Here is an 18319-nt window from a genome sequence, read left to right as displayed (position 1 = left end):
GTTACTCCGCCCTAACCATGAAAAAACCATAGCAGCCAAGCGCCAAAAAGAACGCGATATAACACAAAAGGCTGCATCCCCAACCGTTTGATCAGCGCCAGGAAAAAATGAATACACGCATAGGCGCTCAAACCGGAAAGTAGCGTTCCCACAAGCATTGCGGGTCCGTCGACCGGGTTGGGTTGGCCAATAAGCTCTATCGCTTCTAACCCGCCCGCTAGCACAATGACCGGAATGGAAAGTAAAAAGGAAAAGCGTGCCGCACCTTCGCGGCTCATTCCCAGCATCAGCGCGGCGGTCATGGTAACGCCTGAGCGCGACGTGCCGGGAATTAGCGCCAGGGCCTGAGCCACGCCAATCCATAGTGTATCTGTCAACGTTAGCTGATATTCGCTACGCACCCCACGTTTTTGCCAATCGGCATAGCCCAGCCAGAGGCCAAAAACGATCAAGCTGACGCCGATAATCAGTGGCGAACGCATATACTCCGACACCACATCCCGCATTAAAAAACCCACGGTGCATACCGGTAGCGTAGCGATAATCACCCAACCGGCCAGACGTGCATCGCGATCGACAAGTTGGCCTTTCAACGCGGAAACGCAGCTCGTCATCATCTGCCACAGCTCAGCACGAAAATAGACCACGACTGCTAACAGACTGCCCAAGTGCAGCGCCACATCGAAAGCCAAGCCCTGATCTTGCCACTCGGTGAGCACAGGCACCAAAATCAAATGAGCAGAACTGGACACCGGCAAAAACTCGGACACTCCCTGCACCAGGGCTAATACCACCACCTGAAGCCAATCCATTGCTTATCCTCATCTGCTCTCGGTTGAGGGGGACATATTGGCGCTTAAGGATACACATCCTGGCCAAACTTGTCCGCCATTAGCATTCTTCAACCGCTTGGGACTATAGAGCACGCAGGTGAGTGCGCTACAATAAGGCACCTATTCGCCAAGGGGCGTCCCTGCAAGGTACCTCATGACTCAGCGCGTCGACTCATCGGTTATTCAAGATTCTCAGTTACAAAGCCGCGAAGCAAAGCGTGTCACCTATATTGGTGCCTGGCTGGATGGGCTTCTGAGCATCATTAAAGTCGCCGTCGGGTTGATGGTCGGTTCCGCCGCGTTGATTGCTGACGGCATTCATTCATTATCTGATTTAGTCACTGACGGTTTTGTCCTGGCAGCGATTCATTACGGTCGCCAGGAGCCCGATAAAGACCACCATTATGGCCATGGCCGGATCGAAACCCTTACCACGCTGCTGCTGGGAAGTGTGCTGATTTTCGTTGCGGGGGGTATTGCCTGGTCAAGTCTGGATCGTTTGTTCAGCGGCGCCGATATTAATGCGCCAGGCGTGTTCGCCATTGTGGTGACGGTTATTGCGTTGCTCAGTAAAGAGTGGATCTACCGCTACACCATGCAAATCGCCAAACGGGTCGGTTCCAAACTGCTGGAAGCCAACGCCTGGCACTCGCGTAGCGATGCCCTCTCCACTGCAGTGGTATTGGTTGCCCTGCTCGGCGCCCAGTTTGGCCTGGGTTGGCTGGACGCCGTGGCCGCCATTATCGTTGGCTTGCTGGTCGGTAAAGTCGGCTGGGACTTGCTATGGGAGTCGGCTCGCGAGCTGGTCGATACCGCCCTACCCGAAGACGCCCAACAGCAGATGCATGACGTAGCCTGCGGAGTGCCTGGCGTGGACAGTGTCCATGACCTGCGTACCCGCCAATCCGCTGGCTGGGTAATGGTCGATTTGCACATTGTGGTCGGCCCCAAGATCACCGTCTCGGAAGCCCATGAAATCGGCAATGAGGTCAGTCGTCGTCTGCGCCATCAGTTTCCTGCATTAACCGACGTCATATTTCATATCGACCCGGAAGACGACGCTGGCGAAGGCGACCCAAGCCGCCTTCCAGGCCTTCCCTTGCGCCCCGAAGTAGAGGCAGCCCTGGATGCGCGGTGGTACAAGCACCCGGTATGGCGGACGCTCAATGAGCTACAGCTTCACTACCTTAACGATAAAATCTCAGTGTCGCTGATTATCAGCGACGCCGTTCACCAACCGCCCCAATGCCTTGCCAGCCAGTTGAAAGCACTGGCCAGCGATATCGAATGGCTGGGTAATGTTGAAGTGTTGTTCATCACCCGCGCGGCTAGCTACAGCATGCGCTAGCCATACCGCCTTTTAGAGCGGGGTGAGAACAGCGGTTGCAATACTGAAGTAAATCAACACCCCGGAGGCATCAATCAGCGTTGTCACCAGCGGCGCCGATGCCGTCGCAGGGTCCACCTTGAAGCGTTCCAGCACGAACGGCAGACACATGCCGATGAGGCTGCCGAACATGACGATGGTCACCATGCTGAGTGCGACGATGATCGCCACCGCCTCACCACCACGAATCACCCCGATAGGTGCTACCGCAATCGCCATGGTGACTCCCAGCGAACCGGCCACCAACAGCTCACGGCCAAGCATTTTTCCCCAGTCTTTGACGCTGACATCACCGGTGGCCATCCCGCGCACCATCAAGGTGGCGGCCTGAGCCCCTGCGTTACCACCGCTGCCGATCAGCAGCGGCAAAAAGAATACCAGGGCAACCTGCGCCGCAATAGTGTCTTCAAAATAGGCAATGCCCGCGCCGGAGAACAGATTGGCGAACACCAGCAACACCAGCCAGAACACCCGCTTGCGATATAGCGTCCAAAGCGGTACCCGGCTAACGCCGTCCTCCAACTGACCGATCGACATCCCCTTGTGGATATCTTCTGTGGCTTCCGACTCGGCCACGTCCATGGCGTCATCATGGGTGACGATCCCCACCATCCGACCATCAGCATCGATCACCGGCAGGGCCAGCAGATCATAGCGCGCCACGATCTTGGCGACGTCTTCCTGCCCTTTATCCACCGGAGTACTGATCACATCCTTGATCATGATGTTGTCGACCAGCGCGCCCGGGCGGGCAACCATCAATTGGCGCAACGACATGGTGCCTATCAACTGACCTTCGCTGTCCAGCACATAGAGCTGATAGACCGTTTCAGCGTCAGGCGCGGTCTGGCGTACCCGCATCATCGCCTGAGAGACGGTCATGCCACTGGCAATCGCAACGTAATCCGAGGTCATGATCGCCCCGGCAGTGCCCTCCTCGTAGCTGGCCAATCGCTTAAGGTCTTCACGCTCCCTGTGGGCCATGCGACGCAACAAGGCTTCACGGCGGTCTTCATCGAGCAGGTTGAACAAATCGGCCCGCTCATCGGAGCCCATTTCTTCCAACAGCTTGAGTGCATAGGCATCCGAGAGACTGCCGATGACCTCTAGCTGGCTTTCGCCGGGTAAATAACCCAAGACATTGGCGGCGCGTTCGGTGGACAAAACATCGAGTAACGCCAACGCCTCGTCCAAGGCGTCGTCCTCCTCGATCAGATCTTCGAGGATTTCGCCAATATCCGCCGACCGGATCTCACTCAGACGTTCAGCAAACAGTGCCGTGTTCGGTGCGTCCTTTTCAAGCTCGTCAAGCAGCTCAATTTTTATGGCTTGCAGCGTTTCATCGTTCAATGACACGACATTCTCCTTATACGCTTGCGAAGGCTACGCGGCGGATATTCATCATTCCTGCATTATGGCTGCCATTCCGTTTCTGTTTTATATACTACCAGACAAAAAAAACGCCCCTTGAACCCTAATGACGGGTTCAAGGGGCGTTGTATTTCACGCCAAGCGTGACGGTTTTAGCCTTTACCCGCTTTTTTGCGCAGTTGCTGGATCGTTCGCAACTGGGCAACGGCTTCGGCAAGCTCCGCAGCAGCCCGCGTATAGTCGAGCTCGGACGTCTTGTCGTTAAAGGCTTTCAGCGCTTGCTGACGCGCTTCTTCGGCAGCCGCCTCATTGAGGTCGCTGGCACGCGATGCAGCATCGGCCAACACGGTCACGATATCTGGCTGGACTTCCATGAAGCCGCCAGTCACGAAGAAATGTTCTTCTTCGCCACCATCGTGAATCACCCGTACCGGCCCTGGCTTGAGTTCCGTCAGCAACGGCGCGTGACCGGGTAGAATACCCAGATCGCCCGTGCTGCCAGAGGCAACCACCATCTCGACCGTTCCCGAGTAGATGGACGCTTCAGCGCTGACGATATTGCAAGTGAAGCTATTCGCCATAGCGAATCCCCCTAATGGACGGGATTACTTCTTCATCTGGTTGGCTTTCTCGACTGCTTCGTCGATGGAGCCGACCATGTAGAAGGCCTGTTCCGGCAGGTCATCGTACTCGCCTTCGAGGATGCCCTGGAAGCCACGGATGGTGTCTTTCAGCGACACGTATTTGCCCGGTGCACCGGTGAACACCTCGGCCACGAAGAACGGCTGCGACAGGAAGCGCTGGATTTTACGCGCGCGGGCAACGGCCAGCTTGTCTTCGTCAGACAGCTCATCCATGCCCAGGATCGCGATGATATCCTTGAGTTCCTTGTAACGCTGCAGAACACCCTGAACGCCGCGTGCGGTGTCGTAATGTTCTTGACCAACCACCAACGGATCCAACTGGCGCGACGTGGAATCGAGCGGATCGATGGCCGGATAGATACCCAACTCGGCAATCGAACGCGCCAATACCACGGTAGCGTCCAGGTGCGAGAAGGTGGTGGCCGGCGACGGATCGGTCAAGTCATCCGCCGGTACATAAACGGCCTGTACGGAGGTGATCGAGCCTGTCTTTGTCGAGGTGATACGTTCCTGCAGAACGCCCATCTCTTCGGCCAGCGTCGGCTGATAACCCACCGCTGACGGCATACGACCCAGCAGGGCCGATACTTCGGTACCCGCCAGGGTATAGCGGTAGATGTTATCGACGAACAGCAGAACGTCGCGACCTTCGTCACGGAATTTTTCCGCAATGGTCAGGCCGGTCAACGCCACGCGCAGACGGTTGCCCGGCGGCTCGTTCATCTGACCGTAGACCAGCGATACCTTGTCGATAACGTTGGATTCGGTCATTTCGTGATAGAAGTCGTTACCCTCACGCGTACGCTCACCGACACCCGCGAATACCGAGTAGCCGCTGTGTTCGGTGGCGATGTTGCGGATAAGCTCCATCATGTTGACGGTTTTACCGACACCGGCACCGCCGAACAGGCCGACCTTACCACCCTTGGCAAACGGGCAGACCAGGTCGATAACCTTGATCCCGGTTTCCAGCAGCTCTTCAGACGCTGCCTGGTCGGCATAGCCAGGTGCCTTGCGGTGAATCGGCATGCGCTCGTCTTCGCCGATTTCACCTGCTTCATCAATCGGCTCGCCGAGCACGTTCATGATACGGCCCAGCGTGGCTTTACCCACGGGGACCGAAATCGCAGCACCTGTGTCGGCCACGTCCATGCCACGCTTCAAGCCCTCAGTGGAGCCCATGGCGATGGTGCGCACCACGCCGTCGCCCAGCTGCTGCTGGACTTCGAGGATGGTCTCTACATCAGAGACCTTCAGCGCGTCGTAGACCTTGGGCACAGAGTCCCGCGGAAACTCTACGTCAATCACCGCGCCGATGATTTGTACGATACGTCCGCTCATCTTGGTTCCTCTCAAAAACCTGCAAATGAAACCTGTCTGCCGGGAGCCGCTAAAGCGTCGGCTCCCTAGGCGTTATACGGCGGCAGCGCCGCCGACGATCTCGGAAATTTCCTGGGTAATGGCGGCCTGGCGGGCCTTGTTATAAACCATTTCCAGATCGTCAATCAGATTGCCCGCGTTATCGGTTGCACTCTTCATGGCGATCATCCGGGCGGCTTGCTCGCACGCCACGTTTTCCACAACCGCCTGATACACCTGCGATTCAATGAAACGAACCAGCAGGCTATCCAATAACGCCTTGGCATCCGGCTCATACAGGTAGTCCCAGCTTCCGGGACGGGCGTTTTCGTCGTCTTGCTCTGCGTCTTCACCAATATCGGTCGACAGCGGAAGAAGCTGACGTACCACCGGCTGTTGCGTCATGGTGTTGATAAACTCGTTATGCACCACGTACAAGCGGTCGATATTGCCTTCATCGTACGCTTCGAGCATGACCTTGATACTGCCAATCAGACCTTCGACCGATGGCGCTTCGCCTAGCCCGCTCTTGGCGGCAACCAGGTTGCCCCCATAGTTGCGAAAAAAGCCACTGGCCTTCGCGCCAAGCGCGCAGAAGTCCAGTCCAGCGCCTTCCTGATGCCAGGCCTTGGCATCCTTCACCACGGCCTTGAACAGGTTATGGTTCAGGCCGCCGCACAAACCACGGTCGGTGGAGACCACAATATAACCAACGCGCTTCACCTCTTTACGCTCGACCATATAGTCGTGCTTGTACTCGGGGTTGGCGTCGGCAAGGTGGCTGACCACGTTGCGAATCTGCCTGGCGTAAGGCTGACTAGCCTTCATCCGCTCTTGCGCTTTACGCATTTTCGACGCAGCGACCATTTCCATGGCGCTGGTGATTTTCTGCGTATTTTTAATGCTCCCGATCTGGGTGCGTATCTCTTTTGCAGCTGCCATAGCGATCTACCCTTCGTTCGTGGCTCTCAGAAAGCATGCAAACCCGCCCAATTCAGACGGGCCAGACATTACCAGCTCTGAGTCGCCTTGAACTTCTCGAGACCCGACTTCAAGCCGCCTTGGATCTCTTCGTTGTAGTCGCCGGTCTGGTTGATCTTGTCGAGCAAGTCGCTGTGCTCAGCCTTCATGTAGTCGTGCAGGGCACGCTCGAAGTCCAGCACTTTATTGACTTCGACATCATCCAGGTGACCTTCGTTGGCGGCGTAAAGCGTAAGCGCCATCTCGGCTACCGACATCGGCGAGTATTGGTGTTGCTTCATCAGCTCGGTGACGCGCTGACCATGTTCAAGTTGCTTGCGGGTGGCTTCGTCCAGGTCAGACGCAAACTGCGAGAATGCCGCCAGTTCGCGATACTGAGCCAGCGCAAGGCGCACGCTACCGCCGAGCTTCTTGATAATCTTGGTCTGCGCCGAACCACCAACACGCGATACCGAAAGACCCGCGTTGATTGCCGGCCGGATACCCGAGTTGAACAGGTTGGTCTCAAGGAAAATCTGACCGTCAGTGATCGAGATCACGTTGGTCGGAACGAACGCAGACACGTCGCCACCCTGGGTTTCGATGATCGGCAGCGCGGTCAAGGAACCGGTCTTGCCTTTCACTTCGCCGCCCGTAAACTTCTCAACGTAGTCAACGTTCACTCGAGCAGCCCGCTCAAGCAGACGCGAGTGGAGATAGAAAACGTCACCTGGGTAGGCTTCACGACCCGGCGGACGACGCAGCAACAGCGATACCTGACGATAAGCCACGGCCTGCTTGGAAAGATCGTCATAGACAATCATTGCGTCTTCGCCGCGGTCACGGAAATATTCGCCCATGGTACAGCCGGAATAGGCCGCCAGGAACTGCATGGGTGCCGGGTCGGCAGCGCCAGCAGCGACGATGATGGTGTGTTCCATCGCGCCGTGCTCTTCGAGCTTGCGTACCACGTTGGCAATGGTCGACTGCTTCTGACCAATGGCGACGTAAACACAGGTCACGCCCTTGCCTTTCTGGTTGATGATGGCATCAATGGCAATGGCGGATTTACCAATCTGACGGTCACCGATGATCAGCTCACGCTGACCACGGCCGATCGGCACCATGGAGTCAATCGACTTCAGGCCGGTTTGAATCGGCTCATCGACTGACTGGCGGGTGATAACACCCGGGGCGACCTTTTCTACTGCATCGGTCAGCTTGGCATTGATATCGCCTTTGCCGTCGATGGGATTACCCAACGCATCGACAACACGGCCAATCAGCTCGGGGCCTACCGGTACTTCGAGAATACGACCAGTACACTTCGCGGTCATGCCCTCTTCAAGCAACAGGTAGTCACCCAGCACCACGGCACCCACGGAGTCACGCTCCAGGTTGAGTACCATGCCAAAAACGCTGTTGGGGAATTCGATCATTTCACCGAACATCGCGTCTTCGAGGCCGTGAACTTTCACGATACCGTCGGAAACACTGACGATGGTGCCCTCATTACGGGCTTCAGATGCGACGTCAAGCTTCTCGATTCGCTGCTTGATGATGTCGCTGATCTCGGAAGGATTCAATTGCTGCATGCCATGTCCCTCAGACTCAAGCGGTTAACGCGTCGGAAAGGCGGTTCAATCGTCCACGTACCGAACCGTCAATGACGGTATCGCCGGCACGCAGGATGACGCCACCAATCAGCGTTTTATCCACTTGAGTGGTAATGGAGATTTCGCGATTCAGACGTTTCTTGAGCGCGTTCTTTAGCTTGGTTTTCTGCTTGCTATCGAGCTTGTAGGCCGATAACACCACGACATCAACCCGCTGTTCATGATCGGCGCGCAGGCGCTCGAACTGATCAGCCATTGATGGCAAGGCGTTAAGCCGACCTTCATCTGCCAGCGTGTCCAGAAACCGCCGTTGAGCATCATCGCCTTGATCGGGCAAGACGCCCGCCAGCAACTCAGCTTTCTGTTCGGCCAGTAGTTTCGGATTACCCAGCAAACGATGCACATCACTGTCTGTGACGGCTTGACTCAAAGATGCAAGCGCTTTTGACCAGCTATCCAGCGCCTCATGATCACGCGCGTATTCAAACGCCGCCTTAGCGTAAGGACGAGCGACGGTCAGTAATTCCGCCATGATTCACCTCCTTACAGTTCAGCAGCCAGCTCATCGAGTAACTTGCGATGGGCTTGTTCGTCGACCGACGCTTCCAAGACGCGCTCAGCACCGATGATGGCAAGGTGAGAGACTTGGGCACGAAGATCCTCTTTAGCACGGTTCACTTCTTGCTCAATCTCGGAACGTGCGCTTGCCACCAGACGTTCGCCTTCGGCGCGGGCCTGATCGCGAGCTTCTTCAACGATCTGAGCAGAACGCTTGTTGGCCTGCTCGAGAATTTGAGAAGCCTGTTCCTTGCTCTCACGCAGGGTCTGCTCGGCTTTCTCCTGGGCGACTTCGAGATCGCGAGAAGCACGGCTGGCTGCGTCCAGGCCATCAGCAATTTTCTTCTGACGCTCATGGAGCGCGTTGCTGATCGGTGGCCACACATACTTTATGCAAAACCAGACAAAGATCGCGAATGCGATCGTCTGCCCAATTAGCGTCATGTTGATATTCACAGGGATGTACCTCTGACAGGTTCGTGGCGACCGGAGTGAAACAGAACCGAGCGGAATGCCGCTCGGCTAAGCTGTCATTAACCGGCAACAACGAAGATCAGGTACATCGCGATACCAACACCAATCATCGGTACCGCGTCCAGCAGACCCGCCATCAGGAAGGTTTTGGTTTGCAGCTGATCGCTCATTTCCGGCTGACGTGCAGTGGACTCGATCAGTTTGCCACCCAGGATGGCAAAGCCGATGCCAGTACCCAGGGCGCCCAGGCCAATCATAATCGAAGCGGCAACGTAGATAAGTTCCATGGTATTGCTCCTAGTTTCTCAAGGTTAAGGTCAAGGTTGAGGGTTGATGTTAAAGGTTAACGTATTGCAAGCATTGCTCCGTTCAGTGATGTTCGTGGGCCGAGCTCAGATATACCACGGACAGCACAGTAAAGATGAAGGCCTGCAGGGTAACGATCAGGATATGGAAGATGGCCCACGGTACATCCAGCAGCCAGATAGCCCAGAAGGGCAGCATGGCGATCAGGATGAAGATCACTTCCCCGGCAAACATGTTACCGAATAGACGCATGGCCAGGCTGAACGGCTTGACCAGCAACGCGATGATTTCCAGCAGCAGGTTGAAAGGAATCAGCGCCCAGTGATTGAACGGTGTCAGTGATAGTTCCTTGGCAAAACCACCGACACCTTTCATCTTGAAGCTGTAATAGAGAATCAGGCAGAACACGCCTAACGCCATGCCGAGGGTGGCATTGGGGTCGGTGGTCGGCACGATTTTCATGTAATCAACGCCCAGACGGGCAAACAGCTCCGGGAAGTAATCCACCGGGATGATCTTGAGCGTGTTCATCAGCAGAATCCACACGAACAGCGTCAATGCAAGCGGTGCGATAATCGGGTTACGCCCGTGGAAAGCGCCCTGGACCATGTTTTCGACGAACTCGAACACCATTTCGACGGCGTTTTGCAGTTTCCCAGGAACCCCGGTCGTGGCAATTTTGCCGGCCTTGCGGAAAAGCCAGATAAATAACAGCCCCATGGCAATCGACCAGCCCATGGTGTCCAGGTGAACCGCCCAGAAGCCCATTTCGCGTGCTTCTTCAGCAGAACTTGCCAGTGACCAGCCGTTCTCTGGATGGTTACCAAAGGTCAGATTCTGCAAGTGGTGCTGGATATAGTAAGTCGGCGAGACTTCGTTTCCTGCGGCCATAGACTTGTCACCTCGATCAGTTGCGCAATTCTCTAGGCATCAGCCAGGGCGCTAGCCAATGCATTAGAACAACCGCGACATAAGCACAAAAAAAGAAAGCGGGGTTTGAGGGAGGTACTGTGCTCAGCACTATGGCAAACAATGCCACCGTCAAACCAAACTTGCCTGCTTCGGCGCGAAACAGCCTCAGTGCATTGCGTGATGCAGGCGCACGCTGCTGGAAGATCGCCATCCGATGAACAAAAAATGCCTGGGGCAGAAAAGCTACCAGTGCCCCCAGCGCTACCGATATGGCGCTGCCGCTATCGACGGCGACCAATGCTAGTAGCGACCCAACCAGTGCGACCAACAATTGGGCAATCGTTAACCGGATGACATAAGCCTGCCGTCGAAGCGTTTCCAGTCGCTGCATGCCATTCCAGCCCATCAAGCTATGTCAAAAGCCATGTTTACAGGCAATGAACAACCTTGCGCAGCCTGCACAAATCTTGCGCGATTATAGGGAAGGGCTATAAGACCTTCAACCGAAGTTGTGGGTATTTCACTCTCTCAAGCGCCGATATGCGACCAAAGAGTGAAAAAACAGCTTTTTTCCGCCGTTTTTTAATAAGCCTGCTATTTATAAAATAAATAGCAGGCTATTTAATATGCTCAAGGATACCGTCCAACTCTTCCAGGCTGGTATAGCGAATCGTGACTTTTCCTTTGCCTCTCTGGCCATGGTCAATGGACACAGGGGCGCCGAGCAGTTCTCCCAGTTGAGTTTCCAGACGCGCTACGTCAGAGGTTTTTGCCTGACGCCTGGGTGTGGGTGCTACCGGTTGGCTTTGGACTTTCTTGACCAACGCTTCCGTGGCACGAACGGTGAGGTCATTATTGACCACTTCGTGGGCAACCTGGCGCTGCTGAGCACTATTGAGTGTCAAAAGCGCACGCGCATGCCCCATATCCAGATCTCCCCGTTCGAGCAGCGTCTGAACCTCATTATCCAGTGCCAGCAAGCGTAACAGATTGGCCACCTGGGTACGCGATTTGCCTACCGCATCGGCCATCTGTTGCTGGGTCATTTCAAACTCGTCGCCTAACCGTTTCAATGCCAGCGCCTCTTCGATGGCATTGAGGTTCTCGCGCTGAATGTTTTCGATCAATGCCAGCGCCAGGGCGACTTCGTCGCTGACGTCCCGGATAACCGCGGGAATAACGTCCAACTCAGCAAGCTGAGCCGCCCGCCAACGGCGTTCGCCGGCGACAATCTCGTAGCGGTCTTCACCAATCGGGCGCACTACAATGGGCTGCATGACCCCCTGAGCACGGATCGAGTCGGCTAGCTCTTCCAGCGCTTCCGGCTGGATATCGCGGCGCGGCTGATACTTACCCCGTGATAGCTGGCCGAGCGGCAAACGTTCAAGGCGTTCCTGAGTCGGTGAGGTAGCCGTATCCGCAGCACCATCGCTATCTGCTGAAGCTGCTGTCAGTTCAAGGCTATCGCGGCGACGTGCACCAGCACCAATCAGAGCATCCAAGCCACGTCCTAGCGCGGGTTTACGCGTCATGGGCATTCCCTCGTGATAAATAGATCAGTCGTGGTGATTATAGCGCGAGTCGACGAATTAGCTCTTTCGCTAACACACGGTAAGCCTGGCTGCCGCGGGAAAAGCGCGCGTACTGGGTAACCGGCAGGCCATGGCTGGGCGCTTCAGCCACTTTAACATTACGCGGAATCGTGGTTTTCAGCAGTGCATCCCCGAAATAATCGCGCAGTTGCTTGTCGACTTCACGGGTCAGGCTGGTGCGTTTATCGTACATGGTACGCAAAATACCGGAGACAGCCAGATCAGGGTTGATGCTCTGTTTAATCTGCTCGACCGTGTCCAGCAGCGCCGAAAGGCCTTCCAGTGCATAGAATTCACACTGCAGTGGAATCAACACGCCGTGTGCCGCTGTAAGGGCATTCACTGTCAGCATATTAAGCGACGGCGGGCAGTCAATCAGTACGACGTCGTATTGTGACAATACGCCCGACAGCGCCGTCGTCAAGCCACTTTCGCGGTGGTCTGAATGCATGAGTTCGACCTCCGCGGCGGTCAAGTCGCCGTTGCTGGGCAGCACATCGTATTTCACGGGCGGCTGCCGGACAATCGTATCGGCAGCACTCGCCTCACCTAACAGGACGTCGAGAACGCTTTTTTCCAAGCTGTGCTTGTCGATACCACTGCCCATGCTGGCGTGCCCCTGTGGATCAAGATCCACCAGGAGTACACGGCGGTCGAGTCCGGCGAAGCTGGCCGCCAAGTTGACGGCTGAAGTGGACTTGCCCACGCCGCCTTTCTGGTTGGTCAGGGCAATGATCTGGCTCACTTACTCAACTCCTTGTGGGGTCAGAATCAACAGCTGTCGCTCGGCCGTCTCAAAGGGGACATGTAACGCGTGTCTTGCATAAAGCTGAACATCACCCGGCAGATCACGCAATTCTTCATTGGCACCAGGGCCTTTCATCGCCAGCCACTGTCCTTCCGCCGTCGGAAGTTTTCGCGTCAGATTGACAAAATCCACCAAACTGGCAAATGCCCGCGAAATCACTTGATCAAAGACGCTGTCAGCAAACTGCTCTACCCGCGCTTGAACGGGGGTCACGTTCGACAATCCGAGCTCCATCACCGCTTGGCGCTGAAAGCGGACTTTCTTGCCATTGCTGTCCAGAAGGGTCACGGATAGCTCGGGCTTGAGAATGGCCAGGACCAGCCCCGGCAACCCGGGACCTGCACCAACATCAAGAAGCTTGGGCCCTTCGACAAACGGCAGCACGGCTGCACTATCCAGCAAGTGGCGCGATACCATGTCGTTAACATCGCGTACTGCGGTGAGATTATAAGCCCGGTTCCACTTGTGCAATAGCGCAAGCAGGCCCAGCAGTTGATCACGCTGCTGGGCTGTTATTGGGGTGCCTAATGCGCTGAGACCTTCATCCAGCCGCGTTTCGACCTGGCTGGGTAAATCGGAAAACAGCGTTGATACGCCGCTCATCCGTTGGCCACCTCGGGTGTCGATATCAGCCGACGTTTCTTGAGTTGAATCAGCAATATCGATACGGCCGCAGGCGTCACGCCCGAAATACGCGCCGCCTGGGCGAGAGTTTCAGGCCGTGCTTCGCTGAGTTTTTGGCGAATCTCATTGGACAGGCCTTCAACGCGGTGATAATCCAGATCAGCAGGTAGGGGCATCGCCTCATGGCGTTTGAGTTTATCAATCTCGTCCTGCTGACGATCGATATACCCCTGATATTTTGCCTGAATCTGCACTTGTTCAGCCACGGCCTCGTCGGTCACCGGAGAAGCTTCCAGACCGGGAAGATGGGTCAAGGTCGCATAGCTCAGTTCCGGGCGTTTCAGCAGATCGCTCAACCGGTACTCACGGTTCAACGCCTGGCCGGTGTGCTCGGCGATAACAGCGGCGGCCGGGCTTTTCGGCTGAACCCAGGTACTGGCAAGCCGAGCCGACTCGTGCTCGATGGCATCGCGCTTTTTACTGAACGCTGCCCAGCGCATGTCATCCACCAGCCCCAATTCGCGACCTTTTTCAGTGAGCCGGAGATCGGCGTTGTCTTCACGCAGCAACAGACGGTATTCCGCGCGTGACGTGAACATGCGGTAGGGCTCCTTGGTACCCATGGTGATCAGATCATCGACCAGTACCCCAAGGTAAGCTTCGTCACGGCGTGGATACCACGCTTCCAACTGCCTGGCACGGCGTGCCGCGTTCAGTCCAGCGAGCAAGCCCTGAGCCCCGGCTTCTTCGTAACCGGTCGTGCCGTTGATTTGTCCGGCAAAAAACAGGTTGTGGATAAATTTGGTTTCCAGGGAGTGCTGCAAATCCCGTGGATCAAAGAAATCGTACTCGATTGCGTAGCCTGGCCGGGTGATATGCGCGTTTTCCATTCCCTTGATCGAGCGTACGACCTGAAGCTGTATATCAAACGGCAATGAAGTGGAAATTCCGTTGGGATACAGCTCATTGGTATCCAGGCCTTCGGGTTCGATAAATATCTGGTGGCTCGATTTATCGGCAAAGCGATGGACCTTGTCTTCAATCGAAGGGCAATAGCGTGGCCCGATGCCCTCGATCACGCCCGAATACATTGGTGAACGTTCGAGGTTCGCCATGATGATCTCATGGGTGCGCTCGTTGGTGTGCCCAATGTGACAGCTCATCTGTTCGGGGTGCATTTCCCTTGAGCCCAGATAGGACATCACCGGCGTTGGCGTGTCACCAGGTTGTTCTTCAAGTTGAGAGAAATCAACGGTTTTGGCATCAATGCGTGGGGGTGTACCGGTTTTCAGACGATCAACCCGGAACGGCAGGGCACGCAGTCGCTCAGCCAATGCATTGGAGGGCGCATCGCCTGCTCGGCCACCGCGAGTTTGATCAAGTCCGATGTGGATCACACCGCCGAGAAAAGTACCGGTCGAGAGCACGACGGATTCACTGTGAAACCGGATACCGGTTTCCGTCACCACGCCCCGCACGGTGTCGTTATCCACAATCAGATCGCCTGCAGCCTGCTGGAAAATCGTCAGATTTGGCTGGTTTTCAAGCATGCCACGGATGGCAGCTTTGTAGCGTACGCGGTCAGCCTGGGCGCGGGTCGCTCGAACAGCAGGCCCCTTACGTGCGTTCAAGACACGAAACTGGATGCCACCTGCGTCTGTGGCAAGACCCATGGCGCCGCCTAACGCGTCAATTTCCTTGACGAGATGGCTCTTGCCGATCCCGCCAATTGCCGGATTACACGACATTTGGCCGAGCGTTTCGATGTTGTGCGTAAGCAACAGGGTTTGACAGCCCATGCGAGCAGAGGCCAATGCGGCTTCAGTTCCCGCATGGCCACCGCCGATGACAATGACATCAAAGCGGTCAGGGTAATTCAAGAGACACCTCGTCTTGTGCCATCAGGCACGGATGAGTTGAGTCGGTGCATGCGCACCTTAATTCAATAAGCCCGCCAGTATAAACCCCTTGTGGGTAACCGTCAGTTTTTTCCACACCCCGTTTGTTCAGCAGCGCTTACTAATAACAACATAAATATTATATAAGAGAAGTTCTATTGATGTTGTTACTACTGGTGTGGACAAAATCTGTTGATAAGCGATTTTATCTCATTTTTATCAATACTTTATATTGTTGACTTCTACATGATTAAACGGCGGACTAACTGAGTAGAAACCGTGTTGGGCCTGTGGATGAAAGCTTGTTTTATCCACCGCTGTGATGAGGCACGGGTTTTCCACTCGTGTATACCAGGGTTGTTACCGTGACTGTGAACAAGGGAAGGAAATACGCTGGTATCGAGTTCGAAGGCGGCGTGATGCAGGTTAAAAGCAGGTTGTGACAACCTATAGAAATAAATTATCCACAGGCAAAAAAAATGGCCTGTGGTGATCACAGGCCATCAAATGTCGGTTACCAAGCGTATTTTTTGGCTAAATCAGTGCTTGAGTACCCGGGCTAAAAACGATTGCGTACGTTCGTGTCGAGGCGCATCGAATAGCTGTTCGGGAGGCCCCTCTTCGGTGATTTCCCCCTGGTGAATGAACACCACACGGTCGGCGACTTCACGCGCAAAGCCCATTTCATGGGTGACGATCACCATGGTCATGCCCTCTTTAGCGAGCTCTCGCATGGCATCCAGTACCTCGCCAATCATTTCGGGGTCCAGCGCCGACGTAGGCTCGTCAAACAGCATTAATCGCGGTTCCATGGCAAGTGCACGCGCGAGTGCCACACGCTGCTGCTGACCGCCAGACAGCTGGCTGGGATACTTATCCGCCTGGTCGGAGATCCCAACGCGGTCAAGCAGTCGCTTGGCAGCTTCCAGGGCGTCTGAACGGTTCCAGCCACGTACTTTCATGGGAGCGAGGGTGATATTGTCGATAACGCTTAAATGAGGAAACAGGTTGAATTGCTGAAACACCATGCCGACTTCGGTACGGATGGTTTGTAGTGCCTGGCTACTCTTGCCGTTAGGTAGCAACTCGTTACCGTCAACTTCCAGCGAACCGGACTGGAATTCTTCCAGTCCGTTGATGCAGCGGATCAGGGTGGATTTACCCGACCCACTTGCACCGATCACCACGACCACTTCGCCAGGTGTGATGTGCATATCTATGTCTTTGAGTACGTGCAGGCTACCAAAGTGTTTATTGAGCTGCTGCATACGCACAATCTGCTGAGCTTTGTCGTTCATTGTGCGTCTCCTTATTGGCCTACCAAGCCTTTGTTTTCAAGCTGTCGCAAGATGATTGAAAGGGTCCAGGTGATAGCCAGGTACATGATGGCCACCATCAGATAGACCTCCATCGCGGTAAAGGTGCTGGCGATATAAACCTGGCCTTGACGAACCAGCTCACCCACCCCGATTACCGAAAATAAAGAGGTATCCTTGATGCTGATGATACTTTGATTACCCAGGGGCGGGATCATCCGGCGAAACGCCTGGGGCCAGATAACGTAACGAAACGACTGGGTACGTGAAAGACCCAGCGACAGGGAGGCTTCCCGCTGGCCACGTTCAATGGATTGAACACCGCCCCGCACGATTTCGGAAATATAAGCCCCCGAGTTCACCGCTATGGCCGCAATACCTGCAACGAGCGCATTGATAGGGCTTCCCAACAACTGAGGCAGGCCGTAGAAGATAAACAGCACCTGAACCAGAATCGGCGTGCCGCGAAAGACCTCGACGTAGACGATAGCGGGCCAGCGCAGCCAGCGGAGGGGACTTATGCGCAGGAGGCCAAAAAAGATGCCGATAAAAAAACCGATGGCGAGTCCGCCAAAGGAAATCAGCAGGGTGTAGGGGATCCCCGGTAGCAAATGGGGAATCGAGTTAATGGTCGCTTCCCAATTAAACTCAAAGCTCGGTTCCACGCGCGTTCTCCTGAGAGATGAGAAGACAAACGAACAGGGCCGGGGGCGATGCCGCCCGGCCCTGATGAAATGGTCAAATAACGTTCAGCGATAATTATTCGTCGCTGGGCGCTTCACCAAACCATTTTTCATAGATTTCATCGTAGGTGCCGTCTTCGCGCATTTCAGCCAAGGCTTCGTTGGTAGGTTCTACCCACTCGCTGCCTTTGTTGAAGACGATGCCATATTGCTGGCCTTCGTAGAGGGGACCCACCACTTTAGTACGGCCTTCACCGCGGGTTTGCGAGAAATAAGCCACGTTGGGTGCGTCGTAGAAGACAGCATCGACGTTGCGGCCCAGCAGGGCCATGTACATGTCGGAAGTGCCGGGGTAGGGCGTATAGTCGGCGTCGTCACCAAACTTTTCTTCCAGAAAATCGTAGCTGGTGGAGCCTGTTTTGGTGGCGATGGACATGCCTTCCAGGTCATCAATGTCTTCAACGTCGCTATCGTCGCGAACGATGATTCTCAGGCCTGAATCGTAGTAGGGGTCAGAGAAGTCAACGATCTCCGCCCGTTCTTCGGTAATGGTGATCCCGGCAATGGCGATCTCCTGGTTGCCGGTTTGCACCGCAGGAATAATGCCTGAAAAGTCCATGGTGGTGAGATTGACGTCAAAGCCTGCCCGGTCGGCCACTTCGTTGATGATATCGATGTCGAAGCCAACCATCTCGCCGGTGTCTTCATCCATCATCTCAAACGGTACGAAACTTGGGTCGGTAGCGACATTGACGCTAGGCGTCTCTTGCGCCTGAGCAGAAGCGCCGCCCAACGCAAGCGTCAGGGCGGATAAAGAAAGTACGGTGCTTGATAGCAGCGATTTCATAGGTTTTCCCCGTGGTTTGTATGGCAAAGTGCCAGCAAAGCAGTGTGCACCGCTTTGCGACTGGTACTTAAGCCTGTTATTGACCTAATAACCTTGGCGAGAAACCATCAGGGCGTCAAGTCACGGGTGGG

Annotated in this window: 19 protein-coding genes; 1 reads left to right on the top strand and 18 read right to left on the bottom strand. The window is 55.3% G+C overall.

The window, feature by feature from the left end:
* Positions 1–11 precede the first annotated feature (11 nt).
* Positions 12–812 (bottom strand): undecaprenyl-diphosphate phosphatase, encoded by an 801-nt coding sequence (locus tag QC816_RS07110; protein ID WP_309781472.1) that lies wholly within the window; start codon positions 810–812, stop codon positions 12–14.
* Positions 813–987: 175 nt separating this feature from the next.
* Here QC816_RS07110 and QC816_RS07105 point away from each other — a divergent pair, with 175 nt between their 5' ends.
* Entirely contained in the window at positions 988–2181 is a 1194-nt protein-coding gene (locus QC816_RS07105) for a cation diffusion facilitator family transporter (protein WP_085919198.1), read from the top strand.
* Positions 2182–2193: 12 nt separating this feature from the next.
* Here QC816_RS07105 and mgtE read toward each other — a convergent pair whose 3' ends face one another.
* The 17 genes from mgtE to QC816_RS07020 all read right to left on the bottom strand — a co-directional run bounded on the left by mgtE (position 2194) and on the right by QC816_RS07020 (position 18188).
* Positions 2194–3576 (bottom strand): magnesium transporter, encoded by a 1383-nt coding sequence (gene mgtE, locus QC816_RS07100; RefSeq protein WP_085919197.1) that lies wholly within the window; start codon positions 3574–3576, stop codon positions 2194–2196.
* Between the two features lie 167 nt (positions 3577–3743).
* Positions 3744–4172, bottom strand: a complete 429-nt coding sequence (locus QC816_RS07095) for a F0F1 ATP synthase subunit epsilon (RefSeq protein ID WP_066315695.1) — start codon at positions 4170–4172, stop codon at positions 3744–3746.
* 24 nt (positions 4173–4196) lie between these two features.
* Complete coding sequence (gene atpD, locus QC816_RS07090) at positions 4197–5576, bottom strand: F0F1 ATP synthase subunit beta (RefSeq protein WP_066315690.1); 1380 nt, start codon at positions 5574–5576, stop codon at positions 4197–4199.
* 72 nt (positions 5577–5648) lie between these two features.
* Positions 5649–6536 carry a F0F1 ATP synthase subunit gamma gene (gene atpG, locus QC816_RS07085; protein ID WP_066315682.1) on the bottom strand — a complete coding sequence of 296 codons (888 nt, stop codon included), beginning with the start codon at positions 6534–6536 and terminating at the stop codon, positions 5649–5651.
* 68 nt (positions 6537–6604) lie between these two features.
* A complete protein-coding gene (gene atpA, locus QC816_RS07080) occupies positions 6605–8149 on the bottom strand; it encodes a F0F1 ATP synthase subunit alpha (protein ID WP_199284365.1) in 1545 nt (514 codons plus the stop codon).
* A gap of 16 nt (positions 8150–8165) precedes the next feature.
* A complete protein-coding gene (locus QC816_RS07075; RefSeq protein WP_066315678.1) occupies positions 8166–8702 on the bottom strand; it encodes a F0F1 ATP synthase subunit delta in 537 nt (178 codons plus the stop codon).
* A gap of 11 nt (positions 8703–8713) precedes the next feature.
* Complete coding sequence (locus QC816_RS07070) at positions 8714–9184, bottom strand: F0F1 ATP synthase subunit B (protein WP_066315677.1); 471 nt, start codon at positions 9182–9184, stop codon at positions 8714–8716.
* Between the two features lie 77 nt (positions 9185–9261).
* The gene (atpE, locus tag QC816_RS07065) at positions 9262–9489 is read right to left on the bottom strand and encodes a F0F1 ATP synthase subunit C (RefSeq protein ID WP_027337319.1); all 228 of its coding nucleotides are present in this window, start codon (positions 9487–9489) and stop codon (positions 9262–9264) included.
* Positions 9490–9571: 82 nt separating this feature from the next.
* Positions 9572–10399, bottom strand: a complete 828-nt coding sequence (gene atpB / locus QC816_RS07060; protein ID WP_199284366.1) for a F0F1 ATP synthase subunit A — start codon at positions 10397–10399, stop codon at positions 9572–9574.
* Between the two features lie 16 nt (positions 10400–10415).
* Positions 10416–10811: an ATP synthase subunit I gene (locus tag QC816_RS07055; RefSeq protein ID WP_264824981.1), complete on the bottom strand. Its 396-nt coding sequence runs from the start codon at positions 10809–10811 to the stop codon at positions 10416–10418.
* Between the two features lie 226 nt (positions 10812–11037).
* A complete protein-coding gene (locus tag QC816_RS07050; protein WP_199284368.1) occupies positions 11038–11952 on the bottom strand; it encodes a ParB/RepB/Spo0J family partition protein in 915 nt (304 codons plus the stop codon).
* A 37-nt stretch (positions 11953–11989) separates the two neighbouring features.
* The gene (locus QC816_RS07045) at positions 11990–12757 is read right to left on the bottom strand and encodes a ParA family protein (protein WP_199284369.1); all 768 of its coding nucleotides are present in this window, start codon (positions 12755–12757) and stop codon (positions 11990–11992) included.
* Complete coding sequence (rsmG, locus tag QC816_RS07040; RefSeq protein WP_309781471.1) at positions 12758–13423, bottom strand: 16S rRNA (guanine(527)-N(7))-methyltransferase RsmG; 666 nt, start codon at positions 13421–13423, stop codon at positions 12758–12760.
* A complete protein-coding gene (gene mnmG / locus QC816_RS07035) occupies positions 13420–15324 on the bottom strand; it encodes a tRNA uridine-5-carboxymethylaminomethyl(34) synthesis enzyme MnmG (RefSeq protein WP_085919187.1) in 1905 nt (634 codons plus the stop codon). Before mnmG ends, rsmG begins: the two co-directional genes overlap by 4 nt.
* Positions 15325–15881: 557 nt before the next feature.
* Positions 15882–16640 (bottom strand): amino acid ABC transporter ATP-binding protein, encoded by a 759-nt coding sequence (locus tag QC816_RS07030; protein WP_309781470.1) that lies wholly within the window; start codon positions 16638–16640, stop codon positions 15882–15884.
* 11 nt (positions 16641–16651) lie between these two features.
* Positions 16652–17323, bottom strand: coding sequence for an amino acid ABC transporter permease (locus QC816_RS07025; RefSeq protein WP_085919185.1), 672 nt, complete (start codon positions 17321–17323; stop codon positions 16652–16654).
* A 94-nt stretch (positions 17324–17417) separates the two neighbouring features.
* Positions 17418–18188: a transporter substrate-binding domain-containing protein gene (locus tag QC816_RS07020; protein WP_309781469.1), complete on the bottom strand. Its 771-nt coding sequence runs from the start codon at positions 18186–18188 to the stop codon at positions 17418–17420.
* Positions 18189–18319 lie beyond the last annotated feature (131 nt).

It is taken from the genome of Vreelandella janggokensis (assembly GCF_031451615.1).
Lineage (GTDB): Bacteria > Pseudomonadota > Gammaproteobacteria > Pseudomonadales > Halomonadaceae > Vreelandella > Vreelandella janggokensis.
The sequence above is the reverse complement of the archived record's forward strand: the minus strand, read 5'-3'. Positions and strand labels throughout refer to the sequence as shown.

Excerpts from the sequence above, each read along its gene's own strand:
- QC816_RS07110 (WP_309781472.1), bottom strand. The coding sequence starts at position 812 with ATGGATTGGCTTCAGGTGGTGGTATTAGCCCTGGTGCAGGGAGTGTCC.
- QC816_RS07105 (WP_085919198.1), top strand. The coding sequence starts at position 988 with ATGACTCAGCGCGTCGACTCATCGGTTATTCAAGATTCTCAGTTACAA.
- QC816_RS07095 (WP_066315695.1), bottom strand. The coding sequence starts at position 4,172 with ATGGCGAATAGCTTCACTTGCAATATCGTCAGCGCTGAAGCGTCCATC.
- atpD (WP_066315690.1), bottom strand. The coding sequence starts at position 5,576 with ATGAGCGGACGTATCGTACAAATCATCGGCGCGGTGATTGACGTAGAG.
- atpG (WP_066315682.1), bottom strand. The coding sequence starts at position 6,536 with ATGGCAGCTGCAAAAGAGATACGCACCCAGATCGGGAGCATTAAAAAT.
- atpA (WP_199284365.1), bottom strand. The coding sequence starts at position 8,149 with ATGCAGCAATTGAATCCTTCCGAGATCAGCGACATCATCAAGCAGCGA.
- QC816_RS07075 (WP_066315678.1), bottom strand. The coding sequence starts at position 8,702 with ATGGCGGAATTACTGACCGTCGCTCGTCCTTACGCTAAGGCGGCGTTT.
- atpE (WP_027337319.1), bottom strand. The coding sequence starts at position 9,489 with ATGGAACTTATCTACGTTGCCGCTTCGATTATGATTGGCCTGGGCGCC.
- atpB (WP_199284366.1), bottom strand. The coding sequence starts at position 10,399 with ATGGCCGCAGGAAACGAAGTCTCGCCGACTTACTATATCCAGCACCAC.
- QC816_RS07055 (WP_264824981.1), bottom strand. The coding sequence starts at position 10,811 with ATGCAGCGACTGGAAACGCTTCGACGGCAGGCTTATGTCATCCGGTTA.
- QC816_RS07050 (WP_199284368.1), bottom strand. The coding sequence starts at position 11,952 with ATGACGCGTAAACCCGCGCTAGGACGTGGCTTGGATGCTCTGATTGGT.
- rsmG (WP_309781471.1), bottom strand. The coding sequence starts at position 13,423 with ATGAGCGGCGTATCAACGCTGTTTTCCGATTTACCCAGCCAGGTCGAA.
- QC816_RS07030 (WP_309781470.1), bottom strand. The coding sequence starts at position 16,640 with ATGAACGACAAAGCTCAGCAGATTGTGCGTATGCAGCAGCTCAATAAA.
- QC816_RS07020 (WP_309781469.1), bottom strand. The coding sequence starts at position 18,188 with ATGAAATCGCTGCTATCAAGCACCGTACTTTCTTTATCCGCCCTGACG.